We start from the raw sequence: 26,686 nt of genomic DNA on the forward strand, positions 1-26,686 counted from the left end.
ATGTGGTCCAACGGGGCTCCCCCGGTCGTGAGTGGTGGTGTATCCGTGACCGTAGAGGCGGGAAAGCGCAGGTGGGTTGCCCCGTGGGGCAGATGACGGCGATTGCGGGGGAACGGTCATCGTCCCGTCACACACGTCGCGCGGAGCGGTCAAGAGCGGCTGTGAGCATCCTCGGCGTCCCCGAAGAACCGGACGTCCCGACCGAGAGGGTCTCACCGTGTCAGCGCTGCTTGTGACGGCCGACCGCAGCCAGGAGACGCCGCTGCGGCCTGTCTCCGCCGTGACGTACCGCCGCTTCCTGGAGTCCCGTGAGGGGGCGGCGCTGGCTCCCGGCTTCCTCCAGTGCCCGTCCTGGGCGCAGGTCAAGGAGGGCTGGCAGGCGCGGTTCGTCGGGTGGGGAGCGGACCCGGCGGGCGGCCGGCTGTCCGGGGCGGCACTCGTGCTGCTACGCCAACTTCCGGGCACGCACAAGCACTTCGCCTACCTGCCGGAGGGGCCCGTCGCCGACTGGACCGATCCCCGCATCGACGACTGGCTCGGCCCGCTGCTGCGGCACCTGCGCGCGTCCGGGGTGTTCGCGGTGCGGATCGGACCCTCGCCCGCCTACCGTCGCTGGAGCGCGGCCCGGCTGAAGGCGGCGACCGGGCCGGGGCGGCGGCTGGGGGACGTCCTGGCGAGCGAGGTGGACCCGCTGGGCACGGCCGTCGCCGACCGGCTGCGGGCGCGGGGCTGGCGGCGCTGCGGCGGCGAGGAGGACGGCGACGCGCAGCCCCGGCACGTCTTCCGGTTGCCGCTCGCCGGTCGGAGCCCGGACGACCTGTGGGCGGGGCTCAACCAGGAGTGGCGGCGCAACGTGCGGCGCGCGCGGAGGTCCGGCGTGGAGGTGACCGTCGGCGGTGCGGCCGACCTGCCCGCGTTCTACCGGCTGCTGCGGATCACGGAGGAGCGGGACGGGTTCCGGCTCGGTCGCTCGCTCGCCTACTACGAGCGCCAGTACGCGGCCCTCAACGCGGAGGAACCGGGCCGGATGAAGCTCTACCTGGCCCGGCACGGCGGCGAGATCCTCGCCGCCCACACCATGATCCGCGTGGGGCGGCGCGTGTGGTACCAGACGGGGGCCTCGGCCGACCACCGCCGCGAGGTCCGCCCCTCGAACCTGCTCCAGTGGCACATGCTGCTCGACGCCCGGGCCCTCGGCGCCCACGTGTACGACATGCGCGGGGTACCCTCCACCCTCGACCCCGACGACCGGCCCTACGGGCTGCTGCGCTGGAAGCTCGGCACCGGGGGTGAGGTCGTCGAGACCCTCGGGGAATGGGAGAGGCCCTTGGACGGCGCCGCCAACCACGCGTTGTACCGGGCGTTCCAGACGTACCTGGCGCGCCGGTGACGGCGCCGGGCCCGGCGCCCGCCCCGGCGGCGCCCGCCGCCGCCCCCACCGCGCCCGCCGAGACCGGACGGGCGCCGTCCGTGGCGCGCAGCGGCGCGATCATGGCGGCGGGTTCGGTGGTGTCGCGCGCGACGGGGTTCGCCCGCTCCGCCGTCGTCGCCGCCGCGATCGGCGTCGGGACGCTCGCCGACGGGTACGCCGTCGGCAACGCGCTGCCGACCATCGTCTACATGCTGCTGATCGGCGGTGCGCTCAACGCCGTCTTCGTGCCGGAGCTGGTCAGGGCGGCCAAGGAGCACGCGGACGGCGGCGCGGCGTACACCGACCGGCTGCTCACGGCGTGCGTGCTCGCCCTCCTGGTGCTGACGGCGGGCGCGGTCTGGGCGGCCCCCGCGATCATCGACGTGTACACGGACTACCCGCCGGACCGGACGGCCACGGCGGTCGCCTTCGCCCGCTACTGCCTGCCGCAGATCTTCTTCCTCGGGCTGTTCACCCTGCTCGGGCAGGTACTGAACGCCCGGGGCCGGTTCGGCGCCATGATGTGGACGCCGGTGCTCAACAACCTGGTGGTCATCGCCGTCTTCGGCCTCTACCTGGCGGTCGGCGACGGCGGGTCCCTCAGCCCGGCGGAGACGGCGCTGCTCGGCTGGGGCACCACGGCGGGCATCGTCGTCCAGGCCCTCGCCCTGCTGCCGTCGCTGCGCGCCGCCCGGTTCCGCTTCCGGCCCCGTTTCGACTGGGGCGGCAGCGGGCTCACCGCGCCGCTGCGCAAGGCGGGGTGGCTGGTGCTGCTGGTGCTGACCAACCAGGTCGCGTACTGGGTGACGACCCGGCTGGCCACGGCGGCGGGCCTGCACGCCGAGGCGGCCGGGGTGGACGGCGGCGCGGGCTTCAGCGCGTACAACAACGCCTACCTGCTGTGGGCCGTGCCGCACGGGATCATCACCGTGTCGCTGATGACGGCGCTGCTGCCCCGGATGAGCGCGGCGGCCGCCGACGCGGACACCGCCGCCGTGCGGCGCGACGTCTCGTACGCGCTGCGGCACAGCGCGGCGGCCGTCGTCCCGGCGGCGTGCGTGCTGTTCGCGCTCGCGCAGCCGGTGCTGTCGGTCGTCTTCCGCTACGGCGAGACGGACGCGGCGGCCGTCGCCGTCATGGCGGGCACCCTGATGGCGTTCGCGCCCGGTCTGATCGCCTTCAGCGGGCAGTACGTGCTGTTCCGCACGTTCTACGCGCTCTCCGACGTCCGCACGCCGTTCCTCCTCAACCTCGTGACGGCCGGGCTCCAGGCGGGCCTGTCGATCGTCGCGTACGTGCTGCTGCCGGCCCGCTGGGCGGTGACGGGCATGGCCGGGGCGTACACGGTCGCCCTGTGGGTGGGCTGGGCCGTGACGGCCCTCGTCCTCCACCGCGCCCTGGCCGCGCCGGGCGTGCGCCGCCCCTCCGGGCGGGCCCTCGCCGGGCAGGTCCGGCTGCTGATCGCCGCCGTGCCCGCGTGCGCGCTCGGGTACGGTGCCGCGCGTGCGGCCGGACCCGCCGGGGCGCTCGCGGCGGTCGCCGCCGGGACGGTGGTGATCGCCGCCGTCTTCGTCCTCCTCGCCCGTCCGCTGCGCCTCGCCGAGGTCGCCGCGCTCGTCACCGGCGCCCTCGCCCGGCTGCGCCGCCGCTCCTGAACCTCGCCCCCGTCCCGCCCCCGGCCCCAGGGAATACTGCGCCCATGCCCCGTGTGCTCCTCATCGAAGACGACCCCTCCGTGCGGGAGGGCGTGGAACTCGGCCTGCGCCGGCGCGGCCACGAGGTGCGGGCGGCCGCCACCGGCGAGGCCGGGCTCGCCGCGCTGCGCACGTTCCGGCCCGACCTGCTGCTGCTCGACCTGATGCTGCCGGGGATGAACGGCGTCCAGGTCTGCCGCACGGTGCGGGAGGACAGCCAGCTGCCGATCATCATGCTCACCGCGCGCGGCGACGACTTCGACATCGTCATCGGCCTGGAGGCCGGCGCCGACGACTACATCGTCAAACCCGCGCGTACCGAGGTCATCGAGGCCCGCATCCGGGCGGTGCTGCGCAGGATCGAGGACCACGGCGGCGGGCGGCCCGGCGTCGAGACGCACGGCGGGCTGGCCATCGACCGGGCGGGTCTCACCGTCGTCAAGAACGGCGTACGCCTGGCTCTCGCGCCGTCCGAGATGAAGCTTCTCCTGCACCTGTCGGCCGCCCCGGAGCAGGTCTTCAGCCGGCAGCAGCTGCTGGAGCACGTGTGGGAGCACAGCTATCACGGCGACGCCCGGCTCGTGGACGCCTGTGTGCGGCGGCTGCGCAACAAGATCGAGGACGTCCCGGCGAGCCCGCGCTACATTCAGACCCTGCGGGGCTTCGGCTACCGCTTCGGACCGCTGTGAGGCTCCGCGGACCGCTCCGGTTCCGCAGGCCGCCGGAGGGGGAGCGGCGCCGTCCCTTCGGGCTGCGGGCCCGGCTCGTGCTCGCGTTCCTGCTGGTGGCCGCAGTCAGCGCGGGCACGACCGCCGCCCTCACCTTCCGGGAGGCACGCAACGCGGTGCTGGAGACGGCGCAGGACACGGCCGTCTCGACCTTCCGCAGCGAGGTCGGCGCGTTCGACTTCTACCTGCCGCTGGACACCGACGGGCTGGTCGGCGGGTTGCGCGCCATGGCCCGCAACGGCAAGCCGAACACCTGGTACGTGTACGCGGAGTACGGCGACATCCGCGTCTCCTCCGCCGACAACCCCACCTCCACGGTGATCACGCCCGAGCTGCGCCGCCGGGCCCACGCCGATCCCAGCGGGAGCTTCCAGCGGGTCGTCAAGGACGGGGTGCCGTATCTGACGATCGGCATGCCGGTCGTGTTCGACGTCGGCGAGCGCGGCGGCGGGCCGGGGAGGGCGGTGCCGACCGGGCTCGTCCTGTTCGCGGTGATGCCGATGTCCGACGAGCGGGCGAACGTGGAGGCGCTGGTCGTGGCCGCGCGGAACGGGGCGCTGCCCGGCCTCGCCGTCGCCCTCGTGCCCGCGCTGATCGCGACGCGCGGCGTGCTGCGTCCGGTGCGGGAGCTGCGCGAGGCGGCCCGTTCCATGGGCCGGGGCCATCTCGACACCCGCATCCGGGCGCGGGGCCGCGACGAGATCGCGGACCTGGCCCGGACGTTCAACGAGTCCGCCGGTGCGCTGGAGGCCTCCGTGGACGAGCTGCGGCGGGCCGAGGCGCGCGCCCGGCGCTTCGCCTCCGACGTCTCGCACGAGCTGCGCACCCCGTTGGCGGGGATGCTCGCCGTCACCGGCGTCCTGGAGGAGGACGCGGACCGCCTGGACCCGGACACCGAGCGGGCGGTGCGGCTGGTCAGCGCGGAGACGGAGAAGCTCGCGGTCCTCGTGGAGGACCTGATGGAGATCTCCCGGTTCGACGCCCGCGCCGCCGACCTCAATATCGACGAGATCGACGTCGCGGAGACCGTCCGCAAGACCCTGGAGCGGCGGCACTGGACGGACGTGGTCCGCACGGAGCTGCCGGACGGCGTCCGCGCCCGGCTCGACCCCCGCCGCTTCGACATCGTCGTCGCCAACCTGGTGGGCAACGCCCTACGGCACGGCGGAGCGCCGGTGACCGTGCGGCTGCGCACCGCCGTCGGTGCGGACGGGACGGAGCGCCTGATCACCGAGGTCTCCGACCGGGGGCCCGGTATCCGGCCCGACGTGCTCCCGCACATCTTCGACCGCTTCTACAAGGCCGACGCGGCCCGCACCCGTTCGGCCGGCAGCGGCCTGGGTCTGGCCATCACGCTCGAGAACGCCCGACTCCACGGCGGGACCGTCCGCGCGGCGAACGGCCCCGACGGGAGCGGTGCCGTCTTCACCGTCGAGATGCCGCTGCACGCGGGGGAGGACCCGGCATGATCGCACCCGGCAGGAGACCGTCGGGCGGTGGCCGCCGCGCCGCGCCCCTGGCCGCCTTCGCCGCTCTCACCGCCCTGCTGCTCGGCGGCTGCGGCATCGCGGAGACCGAGGTCGTGGGAGCGGGCGACCCGGCCACGTTCCCGGTCGTCCCGCACCCGTCCACCGGGCTCCTCTTCTTCCGGACGCCCGAGGGGCGGGTGATGCCCGTGATCCGCTTCCTCGACGAGGTGTTCGAGGACACGGCGGGTGCGGCGGACGGGCAGGAGGTGCCCGGGGTGCCGGGGGTGACGCGGACGTCCAGGACGGTCGTGGCCCTCTTCGCCGGTCCGCGCGGGCCCGAACGGGAGGTCGGGCTCACCGACGGCCTGCCCGACCTGCCGGAGACCCCCGTCCGGACGGCGCCCCTGTCGGAGGGCGGGGTGGAGGTGCTGGTGCCGATCGCTCTCGCGGGCCTCGACGACCTGGCCGTCCGGCAAATCGTGTGCACGGCGGCGTTCGCCGAGGACGAGGAGGGTCGCGCCACCGTGCGGCTGCGGGGGGCCGACACGGTGCTGGCGCCCGCCGTCTGCGACGTGGACGGCGAGCGAGCTGCCGCACCGACGCCCACCACCGGCCCGGACGCGAGCCCCTCGTCGACCTCCCCCCGCTGAGACGTCCACCGCCCGACGGGGTTGACGGGGGATGGCAGCGCTTCATACTCCCTCCTTGGCAGGGGCACGCCAATGCGGGGGTGAACTCCCCGTCCCACGCGGGTCCCTGCCGAGGATCCGCAACCACGCGGGTCCCCACCCCCACAGGAGGAACCTGCAGTGAGGATCAAGCGCACGCTCGCGGCCGCCGTCGGACTGCTGGCCGCCGCGACGGTGAGCCTGCCGAACGCCGTCGCCGCCGAGCCGGAGACCTTCGACGCGGCCGAGCTGTCCCGGGTGAGCGACGCCGTGCTCGCGGCCGACGTCGGCGGGACGGCCTGGTACGTGGACGCCCGCTCCGGCCGGGTCGTCGTGACCGCGGACGCCACCGTCTCCCGGGCGGACCTCGCCCACCTCCGGAAGGCGGCGGGCCCGGACGCCGGCGCGCTGCGGATCGAGCGGACGTCCGCGACGTTCCGGCCCATGCTCTCCGCCGGCGACCCCATCTACGGGAACGGCGTCCGGTGTTCCGTCGGCTTCAACGTCCGCAGCGGCGGCACGTACTACTTCCTCACCGCCGGGCACTGCGGCAACGCGGTGGCCCAGTGGTACACCGCCCCCGGAGGTACCACGCCCATCGGCCCGACGATCCATTCGAGCTTCCCGGGCAACGACTACGCCCTCGTCCGGTACGACGACCCGGCGCTCAGCCACCCGGGCGGCTTCGTCGCCGCCGACCCGGTCGTCGGCCAGTCCGTGCAGCGCACCGGCTCCACCACCGGGACCCACAGCGGGACGGTCACCGCGCTCGACGTCACCGTGAACTACGGCAGCGCAGGCACGGTGCACGGCATGATCCAGACCAACGTCTGCGCCGAGCCCGGCGATTCCGGCGGACCGCTGTACCAGGGCAACAGGGCGCTCGGCATCACCTCCGGCGGCAGCGGCGACTGCCGCAGCGGGGGCACGACGTTCTACCAGCCCGTCACCGAAGCCCTGAAGCGCTACAAGGTCAGCCTGTACTGACGCGCTTCCGGCAGACCGCCGTCGACCGGTCGGCCGCGCGCGGCTCAGCGTGGAGGGAGGGCGGTGAGCAGGCGCTCCCGGAAGTCCCGCAGGGGTGCCGTCCCGGACCAGCGCGGGTTCCCTGACAGCCGGGTGTGGAGCCCGCGCAGCTCCCGGACGATCGTCGTCCGGGGGGCGGCCAGCGCCTCGTCGAGCGCCCCGCCCGCCGTCGCCACGGCGGCGTCCGGGTCGCCCGCGCAGGCGTGGGCGTCGGCCAGCCGCAGGGTCAGGAGCGTCCGGGTGGGGCGCATGTGACCGGGGAGCGCCCGCAGGGACGCGCGGCCCGCCGTGACGGCGCGGCGGGCCGCCCGCACGTCCCCGGCCAGCACGGCGACGTCCCGCAGCGCCCCCGCCGCACTGGACTCCAGCCGCATCCGGCCCTCGGCCCCCACCAGCCACGGCGCCTCGGCGTGATCCCGCTCGCCGAAGCCGTCCAGCAGGGCCCGGGCCGCCCCGAGGTGCCGTTCGACCTCGCCCAGCCCGCCGCACAGGGCCTCGCCCCGCGCGCGGTAGAGGCTGGCCATCGTGGCCACCCAGCGGCGGGCGGGCGCGGCGTGCTCCAGGGCGTCGGCGTAGGCGTGCACGGCGTCCCGGTCCCGCTCGATGCGCGCCACCATGCTCATGTCGAACAGGAGGGCCACCTTCGCCGTCACGTCCCCGGAGGTGTCGGCCCAGCGCAACCCGTGCCCGTACCAGGACATGGCCAGCCCGTTCTGGTCGCGCAGGACCCGCAGCCAGCCCGCGAGTTGGGCGTACCGGGCCGCCAGCCGCAGCAGCGGCAGTGCCGTCCGGCGTCCGACCTGCGTCGACCGCTCCACGAGCGTCCGCAGCGTCCGTTCCACGGGCGCGCACTCCACCGACGTCCGCCCCACCGTCATCCGCTCGAACGCCGCCAGCAGGGCCGTCAGCCCGTGGACGCCGTCGACGTCGACGGGCAGCAGCCGACCGGAGACCAGTACGTACGTGGGCGGCGGCACCGGGCACCCGGCCGTGTCGTGCAGCGGGCAGGGCAGGCCGTTCGCGGGCAGCGCCCCGGGCCAGTGGGCCAGCAGTTCCGGGGTGACGTCGGTGGGACGCCCGTCCGTCCGGGGCACCGGGAACGGGACGCCCTGCGCCGCCGCCTCCCCGGTGCTCGCGCGTTCCCACAGCGCGGCCAGCTCACCGCCGGTGCCCAACAGCGTGTCCGCCGCCTCGGAGAACCGGGGCGGCGGACCCCTGAAGCCCCGCTCGACCTTGCTGATGTGGCTGTGGTGATAGCCCAGCAGCTCGCCGAGCTGGGCCTGCGTCAGCCCGGCCCGGGACCGCCAGTAGCGCAGCCGACGCCCGAAGTCGCTCCAACGAGGCTCACCTTCACTCCCCATGCCGGCCATCGTCCCCCGGTCGAGGGCCAAATTGAACCCCGGTGCACCGCTCACCGGATCACCGCCCCCGCAATCCGCTCCGGGGACCGGTCAGGTGAAGTGGAGGTGGGTGTCGGTGAGGGGGGAGCGGCGCAGGAGGCGCACGTCGCGCAGGTAGTTCTGGTGGAGGCGCCAGGGGGTGCGGGGGCCCTGGCGGGGGAGGGTGTGGATGCCGCGCCGCACGTAGCCGGAGCTGAGGTCGATGAGCGGGGACAGCTCCGTGCCGGGCGGGAACGTCGGGGTGACGGGGGTGGCGGCGCGCAGGCCGTGGTCCTGGAGGTGGTTGAGGACGCGGCACACGTAACGGGCGACGAGGTCGGCCTTGAGCGTCCAGGAGGCGTTGGTGTAGCCGAGGGTGAGTGCGAAGTTGGGGACGCCGGAGAGCATGGCGCCCTTGTAGGCGACGGTGCGGCCGAGGTCGACGTCGTGGCCGTCCACGCGCAGGCGCAGCCCGCCGAGGGGGTGGAGGGTCAGGCCGGTCGCCGTGACGATCACGTCCGCGTCGAGGTGGGCGCCGGAGGCGAGGGCGATGCCCGTCTCGGTGAAGGTCTCGACGTGGTCGGTGACGACGGACGCGGTGCCGTCGGCCACGGCGCGGAAGAGGTCGCCGTCGGGCACCGCGCACAGCCGCTGGTCCCACGGGTCGTAGCGCGGGGTGAAGTGGGTGTCGACGTCGTAGCCCGGCGGCAGCCAGCGCGTCACGCCCCGGCGCAGCAGCGCCTTCATGAGCTTCGGGCGGCGTCGGCTGAGCTGGAACCCGGCCACGGAGACGAGGACGTTCTTCCAGCGGACGACGGGCCCGCTCAGCCGGGGTGGGAGGCGGCGCAGGGCGCGGGCGAGGGGGTCGGTGGCGGCCAGCGCGGCGACGTAGCTGGGGGAGCGCTGGAGCATCGTGACGTGCGCGGCCTCCTCGGCGAGTGCCGGCACGAGCGTCACGGCCGTGGCGCCGCTGCCGATCACGACGACGCGCCGGCCGCGCCAGTCGAGGTCGCGGGGCCAGTGCTGCGGGTGGACGACGGGCCCGGTGAACCGCTCCGCGCCGGGGAAGTCCGGGGTGTGGCCCCGGTCGTAGCGGTAGTAGCCGGCGCAGGCGGCGAGGAACGAGCAGGTGAGGCGGGTGCGCTCGCCGGTGTCGGTGCGTTCGGCGGTCACCGTCCAGCGGGCGTCGGCGCTGGACCACTCCGCGCGCACGACGCGGTGCCGGAAGCGGATGTGCCGGTCCACGCCGTAGGCGCGGGCGGTGTCGCGGATGTAGTCGCGGATGGCGGCGCCGTCGGCGATGGACCGCTCGCCCCGCCACGGCCGGAAGGCGTAGCCGAGCGTGAACATGTCGGAGTCGGAGCGGACGCCGGGGTAGCGGAAGAGGTCCCACGTCCCGCCGACGGCCCCGCGCGCCTCCAGAATCGCGTACGTACGGCCGGGCGCGTCCCGGGTGAGGTGGCAGGCCGTGCCGATCCCGGACAGGCCCGCCCCGACGATCAGGACGTCCACGTGGTCGAGCGGCATGCCGGTCAGGCTATCGAGCGGCGCGGGGTCGTCCGTGCCACCGGTGACGTGGCCGTGGTCACGTGCGGGACGGGCGTACGTCCCGCACGTGCTGCCGGCCCGGCCCGCCCCGAGTCGCCCCGAGCCGTCAGACGGTCAGCGGTTTGGCGTAGCAGCGGCTGTTCGGCTCCTCGCGGTAGAGGCCGAACTTCGCGCACGGCTCGTAGCCCTCGGACTCGTACAGCGCGATGGCCTCCGGCTGCATGGTGCCGGTCTCCAGGACCATGCGCAGCCGTCCCGCCGCGCGGGCGTCCGCCTCCAGCTGGGCGAGGATCTTGCGGGCCAGGCCCTGCCCGCGCGCGCCGGGGACGACGTACATCCGCTTGATCTCGGCGTCGCCGTCCGCGTACCCCTCGCCGTTGCGGTCCATGGCGCGCCAGCCGCCGGAGGCGACGGGACGGCCGTCGTCGTCGTAGGCGAGCAGGTAGAGCCCGCCGGGCGGGAGGAACATCTCCGCGTCGAGCGGGGTGACGTCGCCCTCGTCGCCGTAGCGGACGGCGTACTCCTGCTGGACCTCGGCGTCGAGTCGCCGGGCGTCGGGGTGGTCGTACCGGATGCGGGCCAGGTGCATACGGAAATCCTAAGTAAGCTGCGGGGATGCTCAAGGTCGCAACGGTCAACGTCAACGGTCTGCGCGCGGCGTCCGGCAAGGGATATCTGCCCTGGCTGGCGTCCTGCGAGGCGGACGTCGTGTGCCTCCAGGAGGTCCGCGCCGAGCCCGAGCAGCTCACGGAGGCCGTGCGGGCGCCGGAGGGCTGGCACGTCCAGTGGGCGCCGGCGGCGACGAAGGGCCGGGCCGGCGTGGCGGTTCTCACACGTCGCGCGCCGGACGCGGTCCGGGTCGGCTTCGGGGTGAGCGAGTTCGACGCCGCCGGGCGCTACGTCGAGGTGGACCTGCCGGGCGTCACGGTGGGGAGCCTCTACCTGCCGTCGGGGGAGGTCGGCACCGAGCGGCAGGAGGAGAAGGAGCGCTTCATGGCCGCCTTCCTGCCCTACCTGGGGGAGCTGCGGAAGCGGGCGGCCGAAGGTGGCCGGGAGGCGCTGGTCTGCGGTGACTGGAACATCGCGCACCAGGAGGTGGACCTCAGGAACTGGAAGGCCAACCGGCGGAAGGCCGGGTTCCTGCCGGAGGAGCGGGCCTGGCTGAGCCGGGTGCTGGACCCGGCGGACGGCGGGTTCGTGGACGTCGTCCGGCGGCAGCACCCGGACCAGGCCGGGCCGTACTCGTGGTGGTCGTACCGGGGGCGGGCCTTCGACAACGACAGCGGCTGGCGCATCGACCTGCTGGCCGCCACGGAGGGGCTGGCCGCCCGCTGTGTGAAGGCGTACGTCGAGCGGGCGGGGAGCCACGCCGAGCGGTGGTCGGACCACGCCCCCGTGACGGCCGTCTTCGCTCCCTGAGGGCCTGCCCCTGAGGGCGCCCCCGGCGGCCCCCGGAGGCTCACGTCCCGGGCTTGCGACCCCAGACGTGCACGTCGTCGCCGTTGCGCAGCAGGCTCCAGTACGTCGCGGCGTCCGCCCGGCGCATGTTGACGCAGCCGTGGGAGCCGGGCGGTGACCACACGCTGCCCTTGATGGAGTGGAAGGCGATGCCGCCGTCGAAGAACTGGGCGTAGGGCATCGCTACGTCGTACAGCGTCGACCAGTGGTTCTTGTTCCGCCAGTAGACCTTTTTGGCGCCGGTGCGGGTCTCGTGGCCGTTCCGGCCGGTGCGGACGGGGACGGGCCCGTGCACGAGCTTGCGGCCGTCCTGGATCCAGCTGAGCTGCCGGGTGAGGTCCACGCAGGCGATGCGGCCCTTGTTCGTGGGGCACCGGCCGCTCTTGTTCGGGTTCTTCCCGGCGGCCTTCTGCTGGTTCATCAGGTGCATCACGCCCCAGGTGATCGGGCCGGCCCAGCCGGCGTTGGGGGCTATGCCGTGCCGGGTCTGGAACGCCTGGATGGCGCGGCAGTCCTTCAGTGACTGCCTGCCGTCCACGGCGAGCTTCAGGAAACGTTCGACCTGCCGCTGGTGGCTGCCCGTCGTGACGTTGCAGTAGGGCGCCGCCTGCGCGGGTGCGGCCGTCGCGACGATCCCGGCGGGTGCGACGAACGCGGTGGTGACCAGTAGTGCCACGGCGGTGCGCCGCCGGGCCGACCCTCGTCCCATGGGTGTCTCCCTCCCTGCCGCGCGGTCCGGCGGGGGCCGGAAGGATCCGCGCGGGGACGGAGACGCTCTCACCCCGGGTGACGGTTGCGCTACCCGGTCTATTCTCAGTGCGCCGGGCTTCAGCCCGGTGGTGGAGCGAATCTGGAAACTGCTCTGACCTCGGCTGTGTGCACGGATTCGCGCTGTTCGCCTGGGCCCAGGTCACAACGGTCGGTTCTGCTGCTGGATGTACTGCTTGACGGTGCTGAGTGGCGCACCGCCGACCGACTCTGCGAGGTACGAGCCGGACCACAGGTGCTGTGCCCGCCAGTAGTGGCGGACCAGGTCGGGGAGCTCCTGGCGGAGTCTGCGCGAGGACACGCCGTTGAGGGAGTTCACCAGCCTGGACACGGTGACCTTCGGTGGGAAGTTCACCAGCAGGTGGACGTGGTTGGCCTCGCCGTTGAACTCCACCAGCTCGGCCTGGAAGTCCTCGCACACGGCTCGCATGATCTCCTCGCACCGTGTCAGATGCCGGTCGGTGAAGACGGAGTGCCGGTACTTCGTCACGAAGACCAAGTGGACATGCATCCGGAATACGCGGTGTCGACCTGTACGAACGTTCTCATCGATACCCATAAGCCAACTGTGTATCGTGATCTGCGTGCAGCTTCGGTACAGCTTTCGCATGTATCCGAGTGCCGGTCAGTGCACGGCGTTGGCGAAGGCGTTCGGGTGTGCGCTGGTGGTCTACAACGACGCGCTTCGCGCTCGGGAGACCGCCCGCGGCGAGGGCAAGCCGTTCCCGAAGACCGGCGACCTGTCCAAGACGCTCATCACCGAGGCGAAGAACACCCCGGAACGGGCCTGGCTCGCCGAGGTCTCGGCGGTCGTCCTCCAGCAGTCTCTGCGCGACCTGGACACGGCGTACCGGAATTTCTTCGAGGGCCTGAAGGGCAAGCGCCCCCGCATGGGTGCACCCCGGTACAAGTCCAAGCGCGACAACCGGCAGTCCGTGCGCTTTACCGCGAACGCCCGCTGGTCGGTCACGCCGGGCGGGAAGCTGCGCCTGCCGAAGATCGGCGACGTGAAGGTGAAGTGGTCCCGCACGCTGCCCTCGGCGCCGTCCACGGTGACGGTGGTCAAGGACTGTGCGGGCCGGTACTTCGCGAGCTTCGTCGTCGAGACCGGACCGGAGGAAGTCCTTCCCGATGTCGCGTCCGAGGTGGGTATCGATCTCGGTCTTGGGCACTTCGCGGTCCTCTCGGACGGGACCAAGGTTGACAGCCCGCGCTTCCTGCGCCGGGCCGAGAAGCGCCTGAAGAAGGCCCAGCGTGCCCTCTCCCGCAAGGAGAAGGGCTCCAGCAACCGGAACAAGGCCCGGATCAAGGTCGCCCGCGCACACGCGAAGGTGGCCGACGCACGTCGCGGGTTCCACCACCAGCTCTCCACAAAGCTGATCCGCGAGAACCAAGCGGTCGCCGTGGAGGACCTGGCGGTGAGGGGACTCGCCCGCACGCGCCTGGCCAAGTCCGTCCACGACGCCGGATGGTCGGCGTTCGTCGGAATGCTGGAGTACAAGGCCGCCCGGTACGGGCGCACCCTGGTGAAGATCGGCCGGTTCGAGCCGACCTCGCAGGTGTGCTCCCGGTGCGGCGTCAAGGACGGCCCCAAGCCGCTCAACGTCCGTGTGTGGACGTGCGGGGCGTGCGGGGCGGTCCTGGACCGGGACATCAACGCGGCGGTCAACGTCGCCAAGGCCGCCGGACTGGCGGTGTCAGCCTGTGGAGCGCAGGTAAGACCGGGACTCGTCCCGGCACCGCGCAGCGAAGCAGGAACCCACCCGAAGCGACCCACACAGCGAGTGTGGGAGCAGGCGGGAATCCCCGGCCCTTAGGCCCGGGAGGATGTCAACCCGCAGTGTCGTTCACAGTGCCGTTCTCGTCGTCCGCGTCCTTCTCGCCGTTCTCGCCGTGCTCCGCGAGCCACGTGTCGAGTCGGCTCCGGACGCGGCGGTCCAGGGCCATGGAGAGTTCGGCGTCGACGATGTGCTTGGCGTAGGGGCGCAGGTGGTCCACGGACGCGGCGACGTCCTCGGGGTCGCGGTCCTCGGCGAGCAGGTGCGCGGAGAGGACGTCGGCGAAGACGGCCGCGATGGCCTCGACCTGGGTGCGGACGCGGCGCGCCCCGTCCAGGACGTCGGCGAGCGGAATGCCCTCGCGGACGAGCGCGGCCGAGGCGTCGAGCAGGCGCCGGCTGGTGTGGACGAGTTCGTCGCCGTCGACGGCCACGTAGCCGAGGTCGATGGAGTCGGAGAGGTTCTCGGGGGTGACCTCGCCCGGGTAGTGGGCGGCCAGCTCCTCGGGGGTGAGGCGCACGGGCACCTCCTCGGAGAACGGCGCCGTCAGCGCCGGTTCGAGGCCGAGGAGTTCGGCGGCGCTGTGGGAGTCGCGGCCCTTCTCGAACGCGGTGAGCAGCTCGGTGATGCCGCCGAGGGTGTGGCCGCGGGTCAGGAGGGCGCCGATGGTGCGCAGCCGGGCGAGATGGTGCTCGTTGTACCAGGCGATGCGGCCCTCGCGGCGGGGTGGCGGCAGCAGGGCGCGTTCGCGGTAGAAGCGCACGGTGCGCACCGTGACGCCGGCGGCCTCGGCGAGTTCCGTCATGCGGTACTCGCGTTCGGGTGCCGGGTCCGTCGCGGTGTGCTGCTCCTCGAAGTTCCCCACCGGGCCAGCCTATGACCTCGCGCGCGACGGAAGCGGGCGCGGGCGCCGGGGTGTGCGGGGCGTGTGGGTGGGTCGGGAGCCGTGGGCGCGGCGTGGTGCAACCGGCGGTAACTTTTCCGCGCCGCCCCCTACCCATGAGTACGCCGCTCCTCTACGCTGCGATTGCGCCAGTGATTGCTGGCGCGGTTTGCATGACGGTACGGAGACCGGGAGGGCGCGGCATGGGCGAGCGCGAGCATGAGCATGTACGGGTGGCGGTGATCGGTTCCGGGTTCGGCGGCCTGGGGGCGGCCGTGCGGCTGCGCCGGGCGGGCATCACGGACTTCGTCGTCCTGGAACGCCGCGACGCCGTCGGCGGCACGTGGCACGACAACTCCTACCCCGGGTGCGCCTGCGACGTCCCCTCGCACCTCTACTCGTTCTCCTTCGCGCCCAACCCCGAGTGGCCGCGGAGCTTCTCCGGGCAGGCGCACATCCGGGCCTACCTGGAGCGGGTCGCCGACACCTTCGGGCTGCGCCCGCACATCCGGTTCCGGCACACGGTCGAGCAGGCGGAGTGGGACGCCGAGGAGCTGCGCTGGGTCGTGCGGACCTCGCAGGGCACCCTGACGGCGGACGTCGTCGTCTCCGCCACCGGCCCGCTCTCCGACCCCAAGATCCCGGACATTCCCGGGCTCGACGGCTTCACGGGCAAGGTCTTCCACTCGGCGCAGTGGGACCACGACTACGACCTGCGCGGCAAGCGGGTCGCCATGATCGGCACCGGCGCGTCCGCCATCCAGATCGTGCCCGCGATCCAGCCGACGGTCGGCCGGCTCACGCTCTTCCAGCGGACCCCGGCCTGGGTCATGCCGCGCGTGGACCGCAGGATCACCGGGGCGGAGCGCTGGCTGCACGCGAAGCTGCCCGTCACCCGGTACCTGCGCCGCCAACTGCTCTGGGGCATCCGCGAGTTGCAGGTCAGCGCCTTCACCAAGCGGCCGGGTGAGCTGGGGCCCGTCCAGCAGCTCGCGCTCCTGCACATGAAGCGCGCCGTCAAGGACCCGGAGATGCGCCGTCAGTTGACGCCCGACTACCGCATCGGCTGCAAGCGCATCCTGCTGTCCAACTCCTACTACCCGGCGCTCGCGCAGGACAACGTGGACCTGGTGGCCTCCGGGCTCAAGGAGGTCCGGGGCAACACCCTCGTCGCGGCCGACGGCACCGAGACGGAGGTCGACGCCATCATCTTCGGCACCGGCTTCCACGTCACCGACATGCCGATCGCCCAGCGGGTCAAGGGCGCCGACGGCACGACGCTGGCCGAGGAGTGGCGGGACGGCATGGAGTCGCTGCGCGGCGCGAGCGCCGCCGGCTTCCCCAACTTCATGACGATCATCGGGCCGAACACCGGGCTCGGCAACAGCTCCATGATCCTGATGATCGAGGCCCAGCTGACCTACATGGTCGACTACCTGCGCCGGCTCGACGCCCTCGGCGGCCGGGTGGCCCTGGACGCGCGGCGCGGCGCCGTGCACGCCTGGACCGCGCGGATCCAGGAGCGCATGAAGCGCACGGTGTGGAACACCGGCGGCTGCGACAGCTGGTACCTGGACGCGAACGGCCGCAACACCACCGTGTGGCCGGGCACCACGGCGGAGTTCCGCCGCGCCACGCGGGAGGTCCGGCTGGAGGAGTACGAGGTGCTGCGCGCCGAGCGGCCCGGCCGGGACGAGCGGGCCGTCCCCGCCGGGCGTTCGCTTCCCGCCGCATCCGGGGAGGCCGCCGCATGAGCCCCGTCGCCCCGCTCACCTCGGGCCCGTTCGCGGCGCCGGAACCGGCCGCGACCCGACGGGTCACCTCCAGCACGGGGGCCCGCCTGCACGTCGAGGAGTTCGGCCCGGCCGGCGGCCCCACGGTCGTGCTCGCGCACGGCTGGACGTGCAACATCGCCTTCTGGGCGCCCGTCGCCCGCGCCCTGGCCGCCGACGGTGTCCGCGTCGTGGCCTACGACCAACGCGGTCACGGCAGGTCGCCGGCCACCCCGGGCCGTTACAGCACGCAGGCCCTCGCCGACGACCTGTGCGCCGTCCTGGAGGCGGTCCTCGATCCGCGGCAGCAGGCCGTCGTCGGCGGGCACTCCATGGGCGGCATGACGATCATGGCCGCCGCCGGACGGCCCACGCTGGCCCGGCACGCCGCCGCGGCCTTCCTGTGCAGCACTGGCGCCCGGCGGCTCTCCGCCGAGGCACGGGTCCTGCCCGTGCCGGGCGGGGCGGGCCCGCGCGGGCTGGCGCACCGGCTGCTGCTCACCTCGCCCGCCCCGCTCGGCCCGGTCTCGTCGGTCAGCCGCGCGATGCTCGCCTACGCGACGATGGGCCCCGGCTCGGCGCCCGAGCGGATCGAGGCCTGCGCGCGGATCGTGCACGCCTGTCACCGCACGGTGCGGCGGGGCTGGGGGAAGGTGCTGAACGAGCTCGACCTCTCCGCGCAGGTACCCCGGCTCACCATGCCGACGGCCGTCCTCGCGGGCACCCACGACCGGTTGACGCCGCTGTCGCACGCGCGCGAGCTGGTGGCCGCGCTACCGCACTGCGTCGGCGTGCACGAGAAGCGCGGCCTCGGCCACATGACGCCGCTGGAGGACCCGGAGTCCGTGACGGACGTCCTGCGCGGCCTGGTCGCCGACCACCTGAAGCCCTCCGGCGCCGACACGACGGCCGATGTGAAGAAGGAGTCCCGATGAAGCGTGGAAACCTGGACGGCCAGGTCGTCGTCGTCACCGGCGGCGCGCGGGGCGTCGGCGCGCTGCTGGCCCGCAAGCTGGCGGCGCGCGGCGCGAAGATCGCCCTCGTCGGGCTGGAGCCGGACGAGCTGAAGAAGGTGAGCGCCGCGCTCCCGACGGAATCGGCCCACTGGCACGCCGACGTCACCGACCACGTGGCCATGGAGCAGGTGGCCGGGGAGGTGAGGGCCCGGTTCGGGAAGGTGGACGTCGTCGTGGCCAACGCCGGTGTCGCCACCGGGGGCCTGTTCGGCGACAGCGACCCGGTGACCTGGCGCCGGGTCATCGAGGTCAACCTCGTGGGCGGAGCGGTGACGGGGCGGGCCTTCCTGCCCGCGCTCACGGAGTCCCGCGGCTACTTCCTCCAGATCGCCTCGCTCGCCGCGATCACCCCGGCGCCGATGATGACGGCGTACTGCGCGTCGAAGTCGGGCGTCGAGGCGTTCGCGCACAGCCTGCGCGCGGAGGTCGGTCACCAGGGGGTGCGGGTCGGAGTCGGCTACCTGAGCTGGACGGACACCGACATGGTGCGCGGCGCCGACGAGGACGAGGTGATGCGCGACCTGCGCGCCAACTCCATGCCGCCACCGATGAACAGGACCTACCCGCTCGGCCCGGCCGTGGACCGGATCGTGGCGGGCATCGAACGCCGGTCGCCGCACGTCTACGGGCAGTGGTGGCTGCGCGGCATGCAGTTCGTGCGCGGTGCTCTGCCGACGATCGTCGGCGTGGGCGGGCGCCGGGAGATGCGCAGGGTCGCGCCGAGGCTGCTCGCCGCGCGGGGCGCTCGTCCCACCGGCCTGGTGGGTGCGGGCGGCGCCGCCGACGAGCGCGAGCGCGGCTGACCCGGGGCGGGGAGCCGGGCGGGCCGCGTGGGGCCCGCGCGGGGTCAGCCGCGCGGGGACGTGGGGAGCGCACCGGTGAGCCGGGGTGCTCCCTCCACCCGACCGTCGTCGTCAGGGGTGGTGCGCCGCGTCACACCGGGCGGGGAGGCAGCGGCGGGCGGCGGCGGTCGGGGACGTCGGAGACGTCCGGCGGGGTGCTGGCCGGATGTCGTTCCAGCAGGTCCAACGCCGTGCGGACGGCCGTGTCCAGCACGGTGTAGCGGCCCTCGGCCCAGTCCAGCGGGGTGCGCAGCGCCTCGATGTCCGGGGCGACGCCGTGGTTCTCCACGTCCCAGCCGTAGGCGTCGAACCAGGCCGCGTTCATCGGCACGGTGATGACCGAGCCGTCGCCGAGCCGGTGGCGGCCCGTCATGCCGACGACCCCGCCCCACGTGCGCGAGCCGACGACGGGCCCCAGGCCGAGCAGCCGGAACGCGGCGGTGATCATGTCGCCGTCGGAGGACGTCGCCTCGTCGGCCAGCGCGACGATCGGCCCGCGCGGCGCGTTGGAGGTGTACGAGACGGGCTCGGCGTCCCGCGTCAGGTCCCAGCCGAGGATGGTGCGGGTCAGGCCCTCGATGACCAGCTCGCTGATGTTGCCGCCCGCGTTGCCCCGGACGTCCACGATGAGCGCCGGGCGGGAGACCTCCATGCGCAGGTCGCGGTTGAACTGCGCCCAGCCCGAGCCGCCCATGTCCGGGATGTGCAGGTAGCCGCAGCGGTCGTCGCTCAGCTTCCGCACGACCGCCCGGCGTTTGGCCACCCAGTCCTGGTACCGCAGCGGCCGCTCGTCGATCAGCGGGACGACGGCCACGCGGCGCGCGGGCCCGGCGCCCCCGGGGGCGCGGAAGGCCAGCTCCACCGTCGTGCCGCCGGCTCCGGCCAGCAGGGGGTACGGCCCGGCGGCCGGGTCCACGGGGCGCCCGTCCACGTGGGTGAGCACGGCGCCGTCCCGGATGCCCGAACCGGCCAGGGGTGAGCGGGCCTTGGAGTCGGAGGACTCGCCCGGCAGGATGCGCGAGACGATCCACTCGCCGTCCTTCGTGCGAGCCAGGTTGGCCCCCAGCAGCCCGATCGGGCGCTGGTAGTGCGGCGGGCCCTCGTTGCGTCGGGCGGCGGCCACGTACGCGTGCGAGGTCCCCAGCTCGCCCAGCACCTCGCGCAGCAGGTCGGCGAACTCGTCGGGGGACGCCACCCGGTCCACCAGCGGCCGGTACTGGGCCAGCACCGCGTCCCAGTCGATGCCGCACATGCCCGGCTCCCAGAAGTAGGCGCGCGTGATGCGGCCGGCCTCCTCGAACGCCTGCCGCCACTGCGCGCCGGGGTGCACGTCGTGGAGGATGCGACGCAGGTCGATCCAGACGGTGGAGTCGCCGTCGGCGAGGTCGTTGGCGGGCACGGCGCGCAGATCGCCCTCGTCGTTGACGACCATGCGGGTGCCGTCGCCGCTGACGGCGAAGGAGTCGGCGTCGGCGCTCAGCTCGATGCGCTTGGCGCGCGCCGGGTCGAAGTGCTCCAGGGTGGGACGCCCCGAGGTGTCGGCCGGGTTGACGAACGTCTCGCCGAGCGCGCCGGAGATCGGATAGCGCAGCCAGACCAGCCCGCCGCCCGCGACCGGGGTCAGGGCCGAGTACTTCGACGCCGTCACCGGGAACGGCGTGACGCGGCTGGCCAGCCCCTCGGCCTCCACCAGCACGGCGCGGTCCTCGTCGAAACCGCCCGGCAGCTCCGTGGGGTCCAGACCCCCGGTGGCGGGGCGCCCCTCGGGGTTCAGCGCGAAGGGGGACGGCGTCGCGGAGGAGAGCGGGACGAGGTAGGGGCGGCAGCCCAGCGGGAACGACAGGTCCCCGGTGTGCACGTCGTACACCGGGTCGAAGCCCCGCCAGGACAGGAACGCCAGGTAGCGGCCGTCCCGGGTGAACACCGGCTGCTCGTCCTCGAACCGGGCGTCGGTGACGTCGATGACCGTGCCGTCCGCGATCCGGGCGATGCGGATCTGGCGCAGGGTGCGCCCTATGCCCGGGTGCGCCCAGGCCAGCCACTGGGAGTCGGGGGAGAAGGCGAGGTCGCGCACCGGGCCGTTGGCGGAGCGCAGCAGCTCGGTGACGACCGGTTCACCGCCGTCCCCTCCGTCAGCTCCTTCCTTTCCCGCGCCGCCGTCGCTGCCGTCCTCCGGGCCGCCGTCTCCTCCCTCGCCGGCGCCCTCCTCCGCGCCGGCGCCGTCCTCGCCCGCCCGGGGGGCCTCCGCGCCGTCCGTCACCCCGCCCGCCGCCGTGTCGTTCTCCCGGGCCAGGAGCCCGGCCACGTCGACCAGCAGCAGCCGTCCGTCGTGTGCGGCGACGGCGAGGGTGTCGCCGTCGGGGGAGGAGACCAGCTCGTGCACCCGGCCCAGCCGCCCGGCCGCCACCCGGCGCGGGCCCCGCCCACCGCTGGCCCTCGGCAGCCAGGCGATCTCGACGGCGTCCTCCCCCTCGGCGTCGGTGACGTACGCGATGCGCCCGGTGGAGCCGAGCATTTCCGGCAGCCGCACCCGCACGCCGGGTGTACTGGAGATGACCCGGGCCGGGCCGTCGCGGTGCGTCAGCCAGTACAGGCTGCCGCCGACGCACACGGCGCTGGCCCGGCCCGTCCTGTCCACCGCCAGGCCGTCGAGCCGGGTGGCCGCGGGGACCTGGTAGCCGCGCCGCCCGGTGCGCGGCCCGCACAGCATGACGTCCAGGCGGCGGGGTGTGCCGCCGGGGCTCAGGTCGTCCACCAGCCACACCTCCCCGGCGCACTGGTAGACGACGCGGGTGCCGTCGCAGGAGGCGTGCCGGGCGTAGAAGTCGGCGTGGTCGGTGTGCCGCCGCAGGTCGGTGCCGTCCGTGCGGCACGAGTAGAGGTTCCCGACGCCCTCGTGGTCGGAGAGGAAGGCGATCCGCCACCCGGGTGAGCCGTCCTCGCCCGTCTCCGAGGGGTCGCGGACGAACATCGGGGCGTCCAGGTGTCCGGCCAGCTCGGGCAGCAGCCGCCGTCCGTGCAGCCACAGCCGTCCCGTGGCACCGCCCCGGTAGCGCTTCCAGGCGGCCGGTTCGTGCGGCGGGCAGCCGGTGAGGAGGAGGGTGCGCCGCTCCCCGCCCGGGTAGCCCAGCAGGTCGTCCACGGCGATGTCGGTACACGGCCCCCACGGCAGCCGTCCGCCGGGCCCGCCGTCCAGCGGCAGCCGGTACGCCCAGGTGAAGTGCGGGAACGGCTGCCCGTGCGAGGCGACGGCCAGGACGTCCCCCTCCGGCGTCCAGCCGCAGACCCGCGTGTCGGGGGCGCCCCAGTACGTCAGCCGCCGGGCCGGGCCCCCGGCGACGTCGACGAGGTGGATCTCCGGGTCGAGGCTGCGCCACGAGGTGAACGCGATGTGCCGCCCGTCGGGGGAGAAGCGCGGCGGACCCAGCCGGGTGCGGTCGACCGTGAGCCGCCAGGCCCGCTCCGGGCGCCGCCCCGGCAGGACGAGGGGCGCCGCCCACACGTCGTCCTCGGCGACGAAGCAGAGCAGGTCACCGTGGAGGTGCGGGAACCGGAGGTACGCGGCGTCGTCACTCACCCCTCTTATGGTTCGGCCGCCCCCGGGCCCCGGCAACTCGGCGGCGCGCGGTCGGGACGCGCGCCGGGAACGGGACGTTCCGCCTGTTCGATGTGACCTGCGCCTCAGTGCGGCGAACCGGGCACCCCGGACGCGGGCTCACGCGTCTCTTCTGTCAGGGACTGTCATTTTCTCCCGCACCGACTGCCCGCCCGACCAGACCGGAGTATCCCTCCCGTGGCCACCTTCCTGTACAAGCTCGGCCGGCTCGCCTTCCGGCGGCGGCGCATCGTTGCCCTGTTGTGGGCCGCGGTGCTCGTCGTCGTGATCGGCGCCGCGTCGACCGCCGGAGACCCCCCCGACGACGAGTTCGCGCTGCCGGGAACGGAGTCCCAGCAGGCGTTCGACCTGATGGAGGACCGCAGCCCGGGTGACGCCGCCGCCGACGGCGCGCAGGGCCGCTTCGTCTTCAAGGCCCCGGACGGCGAGGCCATCACCGAGCCGGACAACCAGGCCGCCGTGGAGAAGGTGCTCGGGGCGCTGTCGCCGGAGAAGCACCAGCAGATCGTCAGCATCGAGAACCCCTTCGAGACCAAGACGATCAGCCAGGACGGCACCACCGCGATCGCCAACGGCTCCTACGAGGTGCCGGGCCCCGAGCTGGAGGACCAGACCCGGGAGCAGATCGAGGAGGCCGCCGACCTCGGGCGGGAGGCCGGGCTCACCGTCGAGGTCGGCGGTGACGTGCTCTTCGCCGAGCCGGACATGGGCCACGGCGAGATCATCGGCATCGGTGTCGCCGCGCTCGTCCTCATCCTCACCTTCGGCTCGCTCGTGGCCGCCGGGCTGCCGCTGATCACCGCACTCATCGGCGTGATGATCGGCGTCACCGGCATCGTGGCCCTCGGGTCGACGCTCGGCCTGTCGGCCACCACCGGCACGCTCGCCATGATGATCGGCCTCGCCGTCGGCATCGACTACGCGCTCTTCATCGCCTCCCGCTACCGCGCCGAGCTGGCGGAGGGCCGCGACCGCGAGGAGGCCGTCGGCCGAGCCGTCGGAACCGCCGGTTCCGCCGTCGTCTTCGCCGGTCTCACCGTGATCATCGCGCTGGCCGGTCTCGCCGTCGTCAACGTGCCGATCCTCACCAAGATGGGCTTCGCCGCCGCGGCGACGGTCGTCATCGCGGTGCTCGTCGCCATCACCCTCGTCCCGGCCGCGCTCGGCATGGTCGGCAAGCGCATCTTCGGCCGCAAGGTCCGCAACGCCAACCCGGAGACGGGCGTCCCCGCGCCCGAGACGGCCGACAGCAAGCCCGGCCTGGGCACCCGCTGGGCCCGCTTCACGCTGCGCAAGCCGCTCGTCGTCCTGCTGGTCTCGGTCATCGGCCTGGGGGTCGCCGCCCTCCCGGTCGGCAGCATGACGCTCGGCCTCCCCGACGAGGGCAACCAGCCCACGTCCACCACCCAGCGCCGCGCCTACGACCTCGTCGCCGAGGGCTTCGGCCCGGGCTTCAACGGCCCGCTGCTCGTCGTCATGGACTTCGACGAGGTCATCGCCGACGGCGGTGACCCGCAGGCGGCGGCCGAGGAGGTCGGCAACAGCATCCGCGAGCTGGACGGCGTCGCCAACGTCGCCCCCGCGCAGCTGCTCAACGAGAAGGGCGACGCGGGCGTCATGGCCGTCGTCCCCGAGTCCCGGCCGAGCAGCACCGAGACCGAGGACCTGGTGCGGGAGATCCGCGACCGCGCCGGCTCCTACGAGGAGCAGACCGGTGCCCTCGTCCTCGTCTCCGGCTTCACCGCCAGCGGCATCGACTTCTCGCAGGTCATGGACGACGCCCTGGTGCCCTACCTGACGCTGGTCGTCGGCCTGGCCTTCGTCCTGCTGCTCATGGTGTTCCGCTCGGTGCTGGTGCCCCTCAAGGCGGCGCTCGGCTTCCTGCTGTCCGTGCTGGCTGCGCTGGGCGCCGTCGTCGCGGTCTTCCAGTGGGGCTGGCTGGCCGGCGTGCTGGGCGTGGAGCAGACCGGCCCGATCATGAGCATGATGCCGATCTTCATGATCGGTGTGATCTTCGGTCTGGCCATGGACTACGAGGTCTTCCTCGTCACCCGGATGCGGGAGGCCTACGTCCACGGCGAGCGGCCCGGCCAGGCGGTCGTGACCGGCTTCAAGCTCGGCGCCCGCGTGGTGACCGCCGCGGCCGTCATCATGATCAGCGTCTTCGCGGGCTTCATCGGCGCCGGCGACTCCATGGTCAAGATGATGGGCTTCGGCCTGGCCGTGGCCATCCTCTTCGACGCCTTCGTCGTGCGCATGGCCATCGTGCCCGCCGTGCTGGCCCTGCTGGGCGACAAGGCGTGGTGGCTGCCGAAGTGGCTGGACCGCGCGCTGCCCAACGTCGACGTCGAGGGCGAGCGGCTGCAGAAGCACCTGGCCAAGGCCGAAGGCCCCGCCGCCGACCCGGAGCGGGAGCGCGTCTCCGTCTGACCCCGCACACCCCGATGGCCCGGCACCGCGAGGCGCCGGGCCATCGGCGTGCGTGGCCGGGAGGTGTGCGGGCGCCGCAGCCTCCGGACGCGCCACGTTCGTCGGTGGTCAGACGGAGCCGAGCAGGGCGGCGAGGGCGCCGTCGACGTCGAGCCGGGCGGTCTCCACGGCCTGCGGGACGAAGGTGTACGTCGCGGCCAGGAACCGGTGCAGGTCCTCCGCCGCCAGCTCCACCAGCGCCGAGCCCTGCGGCGCCTTCAGCTCCATGAACGTCCGCCCGGGCGGGCCGGGGCGGAAGCGCACGTCGCCGTCGCCAGCCGGTCCGCGCAGTCCCTCGTCCAGCAGTCGGCGGGCGAAGACCCAGGTGACCTCGGCGCCGTGCAGGGCCGCCTCGGCGGGGAAGGCGACCCGGACGGCGAGCGGGTCGGAGGTGTCGTAGCGCAGCGTCGCCGGTACCGGACGGTCGCCGGGGCGGCTGGCCAGCCGTACGTTGACGGTGTGGTCGATGGTGAGCGGTCGTCGCATCGTCGGGCTCCTTCGCGGGCGGATGCCCGTCGCTGTGTAAGACCCGCAAACCGGCGTACGGGTGCGGCCGCGCGCCTGTGAACTCCCCCACACGACCCTGTGCGCCCGCCGGGTGTCGCACAGTGAGGGATGCGCTTGTGCAAGCCGTTCGCACCAGATGCCTATCATCGTTCGATCGCGCCGTGATCGAAGCGTTCCCTCATCCCGGCCGCGCACGGCCCGACGCGCAGGCCCCTGTGCGACGGGGAACTGCTGCGCGCCCACCGGCCGGAGCCGCCCTTCGGCTTCGACCCCCACTCGGTCGCCCTTGCGGACGCGTAGCGCACCATAGGGGACGACCAGTACACACCGGCCGCGCCGCGTTCAGCGGGCGGACCGGACCGCACCAGGCAGGAGCAGCAGCGCAGTGACCGACGTCCAGGGCACGGTGACCGCCGGATTCGAACCGGTCCTGAACGCCTTCCGCACGAACTTCACCGAGCGCGGTGACGTCGGCGCGGCCGTGACCGTCTACCGCGACGGCCGCCCCGTCGTCGACCTGTGGGCCGGCCGCGCCGACGCCGACGCAGCCCCCGGTGCCGACGCAGCCCCCGGTGCCGACGCAGCCGCCGGTGCCGCCGGTGCCGACGACGCCCCCGCCCGCCCCTGGCGGTGCGAGACGGCCCAGGTGATCCGCTCGGCCACGAAGGGCCCGGCCGCCGCCGTCCTCCACCTCCTGCAACAGCGCGGCCGGATCGACCTGGACGCGCCGGTCGGCACCTACTGGCCGGAGTTCAAGGCCCACGGCAAGGAACGCGTCCTCGTCCGTCACCTGCTCGCCCACCGCGCCGGGCTGCCCGTCCTGGACACCCCGCTCGCCCCCGAGCAGGCCCGGGACGGCGTGAGCGGCCCCGCCGCCCTGGCGGCGCAGCCGCCGCTGTGGGAGCCGGGCACCGCGCACGGCTACCACGCGCACACCTACGGCTGGCTGCTGGGCGAGGTCGTGGCCCGCGCGACGGGCCGCACCCTCGGGCGGTGGTTCGCCGAGGAGATCGCCGACCCGCTCGGCCTGGACCTGTGGATCGGCCTCCCCGACGCCGAGGCCCCCCGCGTCGGACGTCTGGCCCCCGTGCCCGCCCCGGAGCCGCCCGCGTCGGCCGGGCTGAAGGTGCGCCCCAAGCCCGACGTCGCCCGGGCCCACCAGGACCCCGACTCGCCGACCCGCCGGGCCTTCGGCGTCGTCGACCCGCTGCCCGACGAGAACGACCCGGCCCACCGGGCCGCCGAGCAGCCCTCCTCCGGCGGTGTGGCCACGGCCCACGGCCTGGCCCGCTTCTACGCCGCGCTCGTCGGTCCCGTCGAGGACGCCGGACGCGGCCCCGGGCGCCGCCTCTACGTGCCGGCCACCCTGGCCCTCGCCCGCACCGAGGAGTCCGTCGGCCCCGACCGCGTCCTGGTCGTGCGGACGCGTTTCGGCTCCGGGTACATGCTCCACGGCCCCTCCTCGCCGATGCTCTCCCCGGCCTCCTTCGGCCACCCCGGACGCGGCGGATCGCTCGCCTTCGCCGACCCGGAGACGGGGATCGGCTTCGGCTACGTCACGAACGGCATGCAGCGGTCCGTGACGTCCGACCCCCGTGCCCAGGCCCTCGTCCGCGCCCTCCGCACCTGCCTGCGGGACGCGCGGCACTGACGC

At 73.9% G+C, this 26,686-nt stretch carries 21 protein-coding genes; 13 read left to right on the plus strand and 8 right to left on the minus strand.

The features are described 5' to 3' along the window. The first annotated feature begins 217 nt into the window (after positions 1 to 217). From V6D49_RS17145 to V6D49_RS17170, 6 genes are all read left to right on the plus strand, one after another. Positions 218 to 1,390, plus strand: coding sequence for a lipid II:glycine glycyltransferase FemX (locus V6D49_RS17145; protein ID WP_340560791.1), 1,173 nt, complete (start codon positions 218 to 220; stop codon positions 1,388 to 1,390). Further along, positions 1,387 to 3,066 (plus strand): murein biosynthesis integral membrane protein MurJ, encoded by a 1,680-nt coding sequence (murJ, locus tag V6D49_RS17150; protein ID WP_445330541.1) that lies wholly within the window; start codon positions 1,387 to 1,389, stop codon positions 3,064 to 3,066. Before V6D49_RS17145 ends, murJ begins: the two co-directional genes overlap by 4 nt. 44 nt (positions 3,067 to 3,110) lie before the next feature. Next, positions 3,111 to 3,794: a response regulator transcription factor gene (locus V6D49_RS17155; protein ID WP_340560793.1), complete on the plus strand. Its 684-nt coding sequence runs from the start codon at positions 3,111 to 3,113 to the stop codon at positions 3,792 to 3,794. Next, the gene (locus tag V6D49_RS17160) at positions 3,791 to 5,302 is read left to right on the plus strand and encodes a HAMP domain-containing sensor histidine kinase (RefSeq protein ID WP_340560795.1); all 1,512 of its coding nucleotides are present in this window, start codon (positions 3,791 to 3,793) and stop codon (positions 5,300 to 5,302) included. Before V6D49_RS17155 ends, V6D49_RS17160 begins: the two co-directional genes overlap by 4 nt. Beyond that, positions 5,299 to 5,952 (plus strand): hypothetical protein, encoded by a 654-nt coding sequence (locus V6D49_RS17165; RefSeq protein WP_340560797.1) that lies wholly within the window; start codon positions 5,299 to 5,301, stop codon positions 5,950 to 5,952. The genes V6D49_RS17160 and V6D49_RS17165 overlap by 4 nt, the downstream gene beginning before the upstream one ends. A gap of 159 nt (positions 5,953 to 6,111) precedes the next feature. Then, positions 6,112 to 6,957, plus strand: a complete 846-nt coding sequence (locus V6D49_RS17170; RefSeq protein ID WP_340560798.1) for a S1 family peptidase — start codon at positions 6,112 to 6,114, stop codon at positions 6,955 to 6,957. Positions 6,958 to 7,001: 44 nt separating this feature from the next. Here the strand turns inward: V6D49_RS17170 and V6D49_RS17175 are convergent, their stop codons facing one another. From V6D49_RS17175 to V6D49_RS17185, 3 genes are all read right to left on the minus strand, one after another. Continuing rightward, entirely contained in the window at positions 7,002 to 8,357 is a 1,356-nt protein-coding gene (locus V6D49_RS17175) for a helix-turn-helix domain-containing protein (RefSeq protein WP_340560800.1), read from the minus strand. A 90-nt stretch (positions 8,358 to 8,447) separates the two neighbouring features. Further along, positions 8,448 to 9,902, minus strand: coding sequence for a flavin-containing monooxygenase (locus V6D49_RS17180; protein ID WP_340560801.1), 1,455 nt, complete (start codon positions 9,900 to 9,902; stop codon positions 8,448 to 8,450). 127 nt (positions 9,903 to 10,029) lie between these two features. Beyond that, positions 10,030 to 10,512, minus strand: coding sequence for a GNAT family N-acetyltransferase (locus V6D49_RS17185; RefSeq protein WP_340560803.1), 483 nt, complete (start codon positions 10,510 to 10,512; stop codon positions 10,030 to 10,032). A gap of 26 nt (positions 10,513 to 10,538) precedes the next feature. Between V6D49_RS17185 and V6D49_RS17190 the strand changes: the two genes are divergently transcribed. Beyond that, complete coding sequence (locus V6D49_RS17190; RefSeq protein WP_340560805.1) at positions 10,539 to 11,342, plus strand: exodeoxyribonuclease III; 804 nt, start codon at positions 10,539 to 10,541, stop codon at positions 11,340 to 11,342. 40 nt (positions 11,343 to 11,382) lie between these two features. On the opposite strand, the gene V6D49_RS17195 is transcribed toward V6D49_RS17190, so the two are convergent. Further along, the gene (locus V6D49_RS17195) at positions 11,383 to 12,090 is read right to left on the minus strand and encodes a L,D-transpeptidase family protein (RefSeq protein WP_340560806.1); all 708 of its coding nucleotides are present in this window, start codon (positions 12,088 to 12,090) and stop codon (positions 11,383 to 11,385) included. A 201-nt stretch (positions 12,091 to 12,291) separates the two neighbouring features. After that, positions 12,292 to 12,708 (minus strand): IS200/IS605 family transposase, encoded by a 417-nt coding sequence (gene tnpA, locus V6D49_RS17200; protein WP_340560807.1) that lies wholly within the window; start codon positions 12,706 to 12,708, stop codon positions 12,292 to 12,294. Between the two features lie 25 nt (positions 12,709 to 12,733). Here tnpA and V6D49_RS17205 point away from each other — a divergent pair, with 25 nt between their 5' ends. Beyond that, positions 12,734 to 13,966, plus strand: coding sequence for an RNA-guided endonuclease InsQ/TnpB family protein (locus V6D49_RS17205; RefSeq protein WP_340560808.1), 1,233 nt, complete (start codon positions 12,734 to 12,736; stop codon positions 13,964 to 13,966). A 13-nt stretch (positions 13,967 to 13,979) separates the two neighbouring features. On the opposite strand, the gene V6D49_RS17210 is transcribed toward V6D49_RS17205, so the two are convergent. After that, positions 13,980 to 14,732 (minus strand): MerR family transcriptional regulator, encoded by a 753-nt coding sequence (locus V6D49_RS17210; RefSeq protein ID WP_340564096.1) that lies wholly within the window; start codon positions 14,730 to 14,732, stop codon positions 13,980 to 13,982. 281 nt (positions 14,733 to 15,013) lie between these two features. Here V6D49_RS17210 and V6D49_RS17215 point away from each other — a divergent pair, with 281 nt between their 5' ends. From V6D49_RS17215 to V6D49_RS17225, 3 genes are read left to right on the plus strand one after another with little or no spacing between them, the layout of a single operon-like run. Next, positions 15,014 to 16,564 carry a flavin-containing monooxygenase gene (locus V6D49_RS17215; RefSeq protein ID WP_340560810.1) on the plus strand — a complete coding sequence of 517 codons (1,551 nt, stop codon included), beginning with the start codon at positions 15,014 to 15,016 and terminating at the stop codon, positions 16,562 to 16,564. Then, entirely contained in the window at positions 16,561 to 17,517 is a 957-nt protein-coding gene (locus tag V6D49_RS17220; protein WP_340560812.1) for an alpha/beta fold hydrolase, read from the plus strand. The genes V6D49_RS17215 and V6D49_RS17220 overlap by 4 nt, the downstream gene beginning before the upstream one ends. After that, on the plus strand, positions 17,514 to 18,401 hold the full coding sequence (locus V6D49_RS17225) for an SDR family oxidoreductase (RefSeq protein WP_340560814.1): 888 nt from the start codon (positions 17,514 to 17,516) through the stop codon (positions 18,399 to 18,401). Before V6D49_RS17220 ends, V6D49_RS17225 begins: the two co-directional genes overlap by 4 nt. Before the next feature lie 130 nt (positions 18,402 to 18,531). Here V6D49_RS17225 and V6D49_RS17230 read toward each other — a convergent pair whose 3' ends face one another. Next, positions 18,532 to 22,017, minus strand: coding sequence for a S41 family peptidase (locus V6D49_RS17230; RefSeq protein ID WP_340560815.1), 3,486 nt, complete (start codon positions 22,015 to 22,017; stop codon positions 18,532 to 18,534). Between the two features lie 216 nt (positions 22,018 to 22,233). Between V6D49_RS17230 and V6D49_RS17235 the strand changes: the two genes are divergently transcribed. Next, positions 22,234 to 24,486, plus strand: coding sequence for an MMPL family transporter (locus V6D49_RS17235; RefSeq protein WP_340560816.1), 2,253 nt, complete (start codon positions 22,234 to 22,236; stop codon positions 24,484 to 24,486). 108 nt (positions 24,487 to 24,594) lie between these two features. Here the strand turns inward: V6D49_RS17235 and V6D49_RS17240 are convergent, their stop codons facing one another. After that, positions 24,595 to 25,011: an SsgA family sporulation/cell division regulator gene (locus tag V6D49_RS17240; protein ID WP_340560817.1), complete on the minus strand. Its 417-nt coding sequence runs from the start codon at positions 25,009 to 25,011 to the stop codon at positions 24,595 to 24,597. Positions 25,012 to 25,417: 406 nt separating this feature from the next. Between V6D49_RS17240 and V6D49_RS17245 the strand changes: the two genes are divergently transcribed. Continuing rightward, positions 25,418 to 26,683, plus strand: a complete 1,266-nt coding sequence (locus V6D49_RS17245; RefSeq protein WP_340560818.1) for a serine hydrolase domain-containing protein — start codon at positions 25,418 to 25,420, stop codon at positions 26,681 to 26,683. Positions 26,684 to 26,686: the final 3 nt, after the last annotated feature.

Origin of the sequence: Streptomyces sp. GSL17-111 (assembly GCF_037911585.1) — a bacterium.
Taxonomy (GTDB): domain Bacteria; phylum Actinomycetota; class Actinomycetes; order Streptomycetales; family Streptomycetaceae; genus Streptomyces.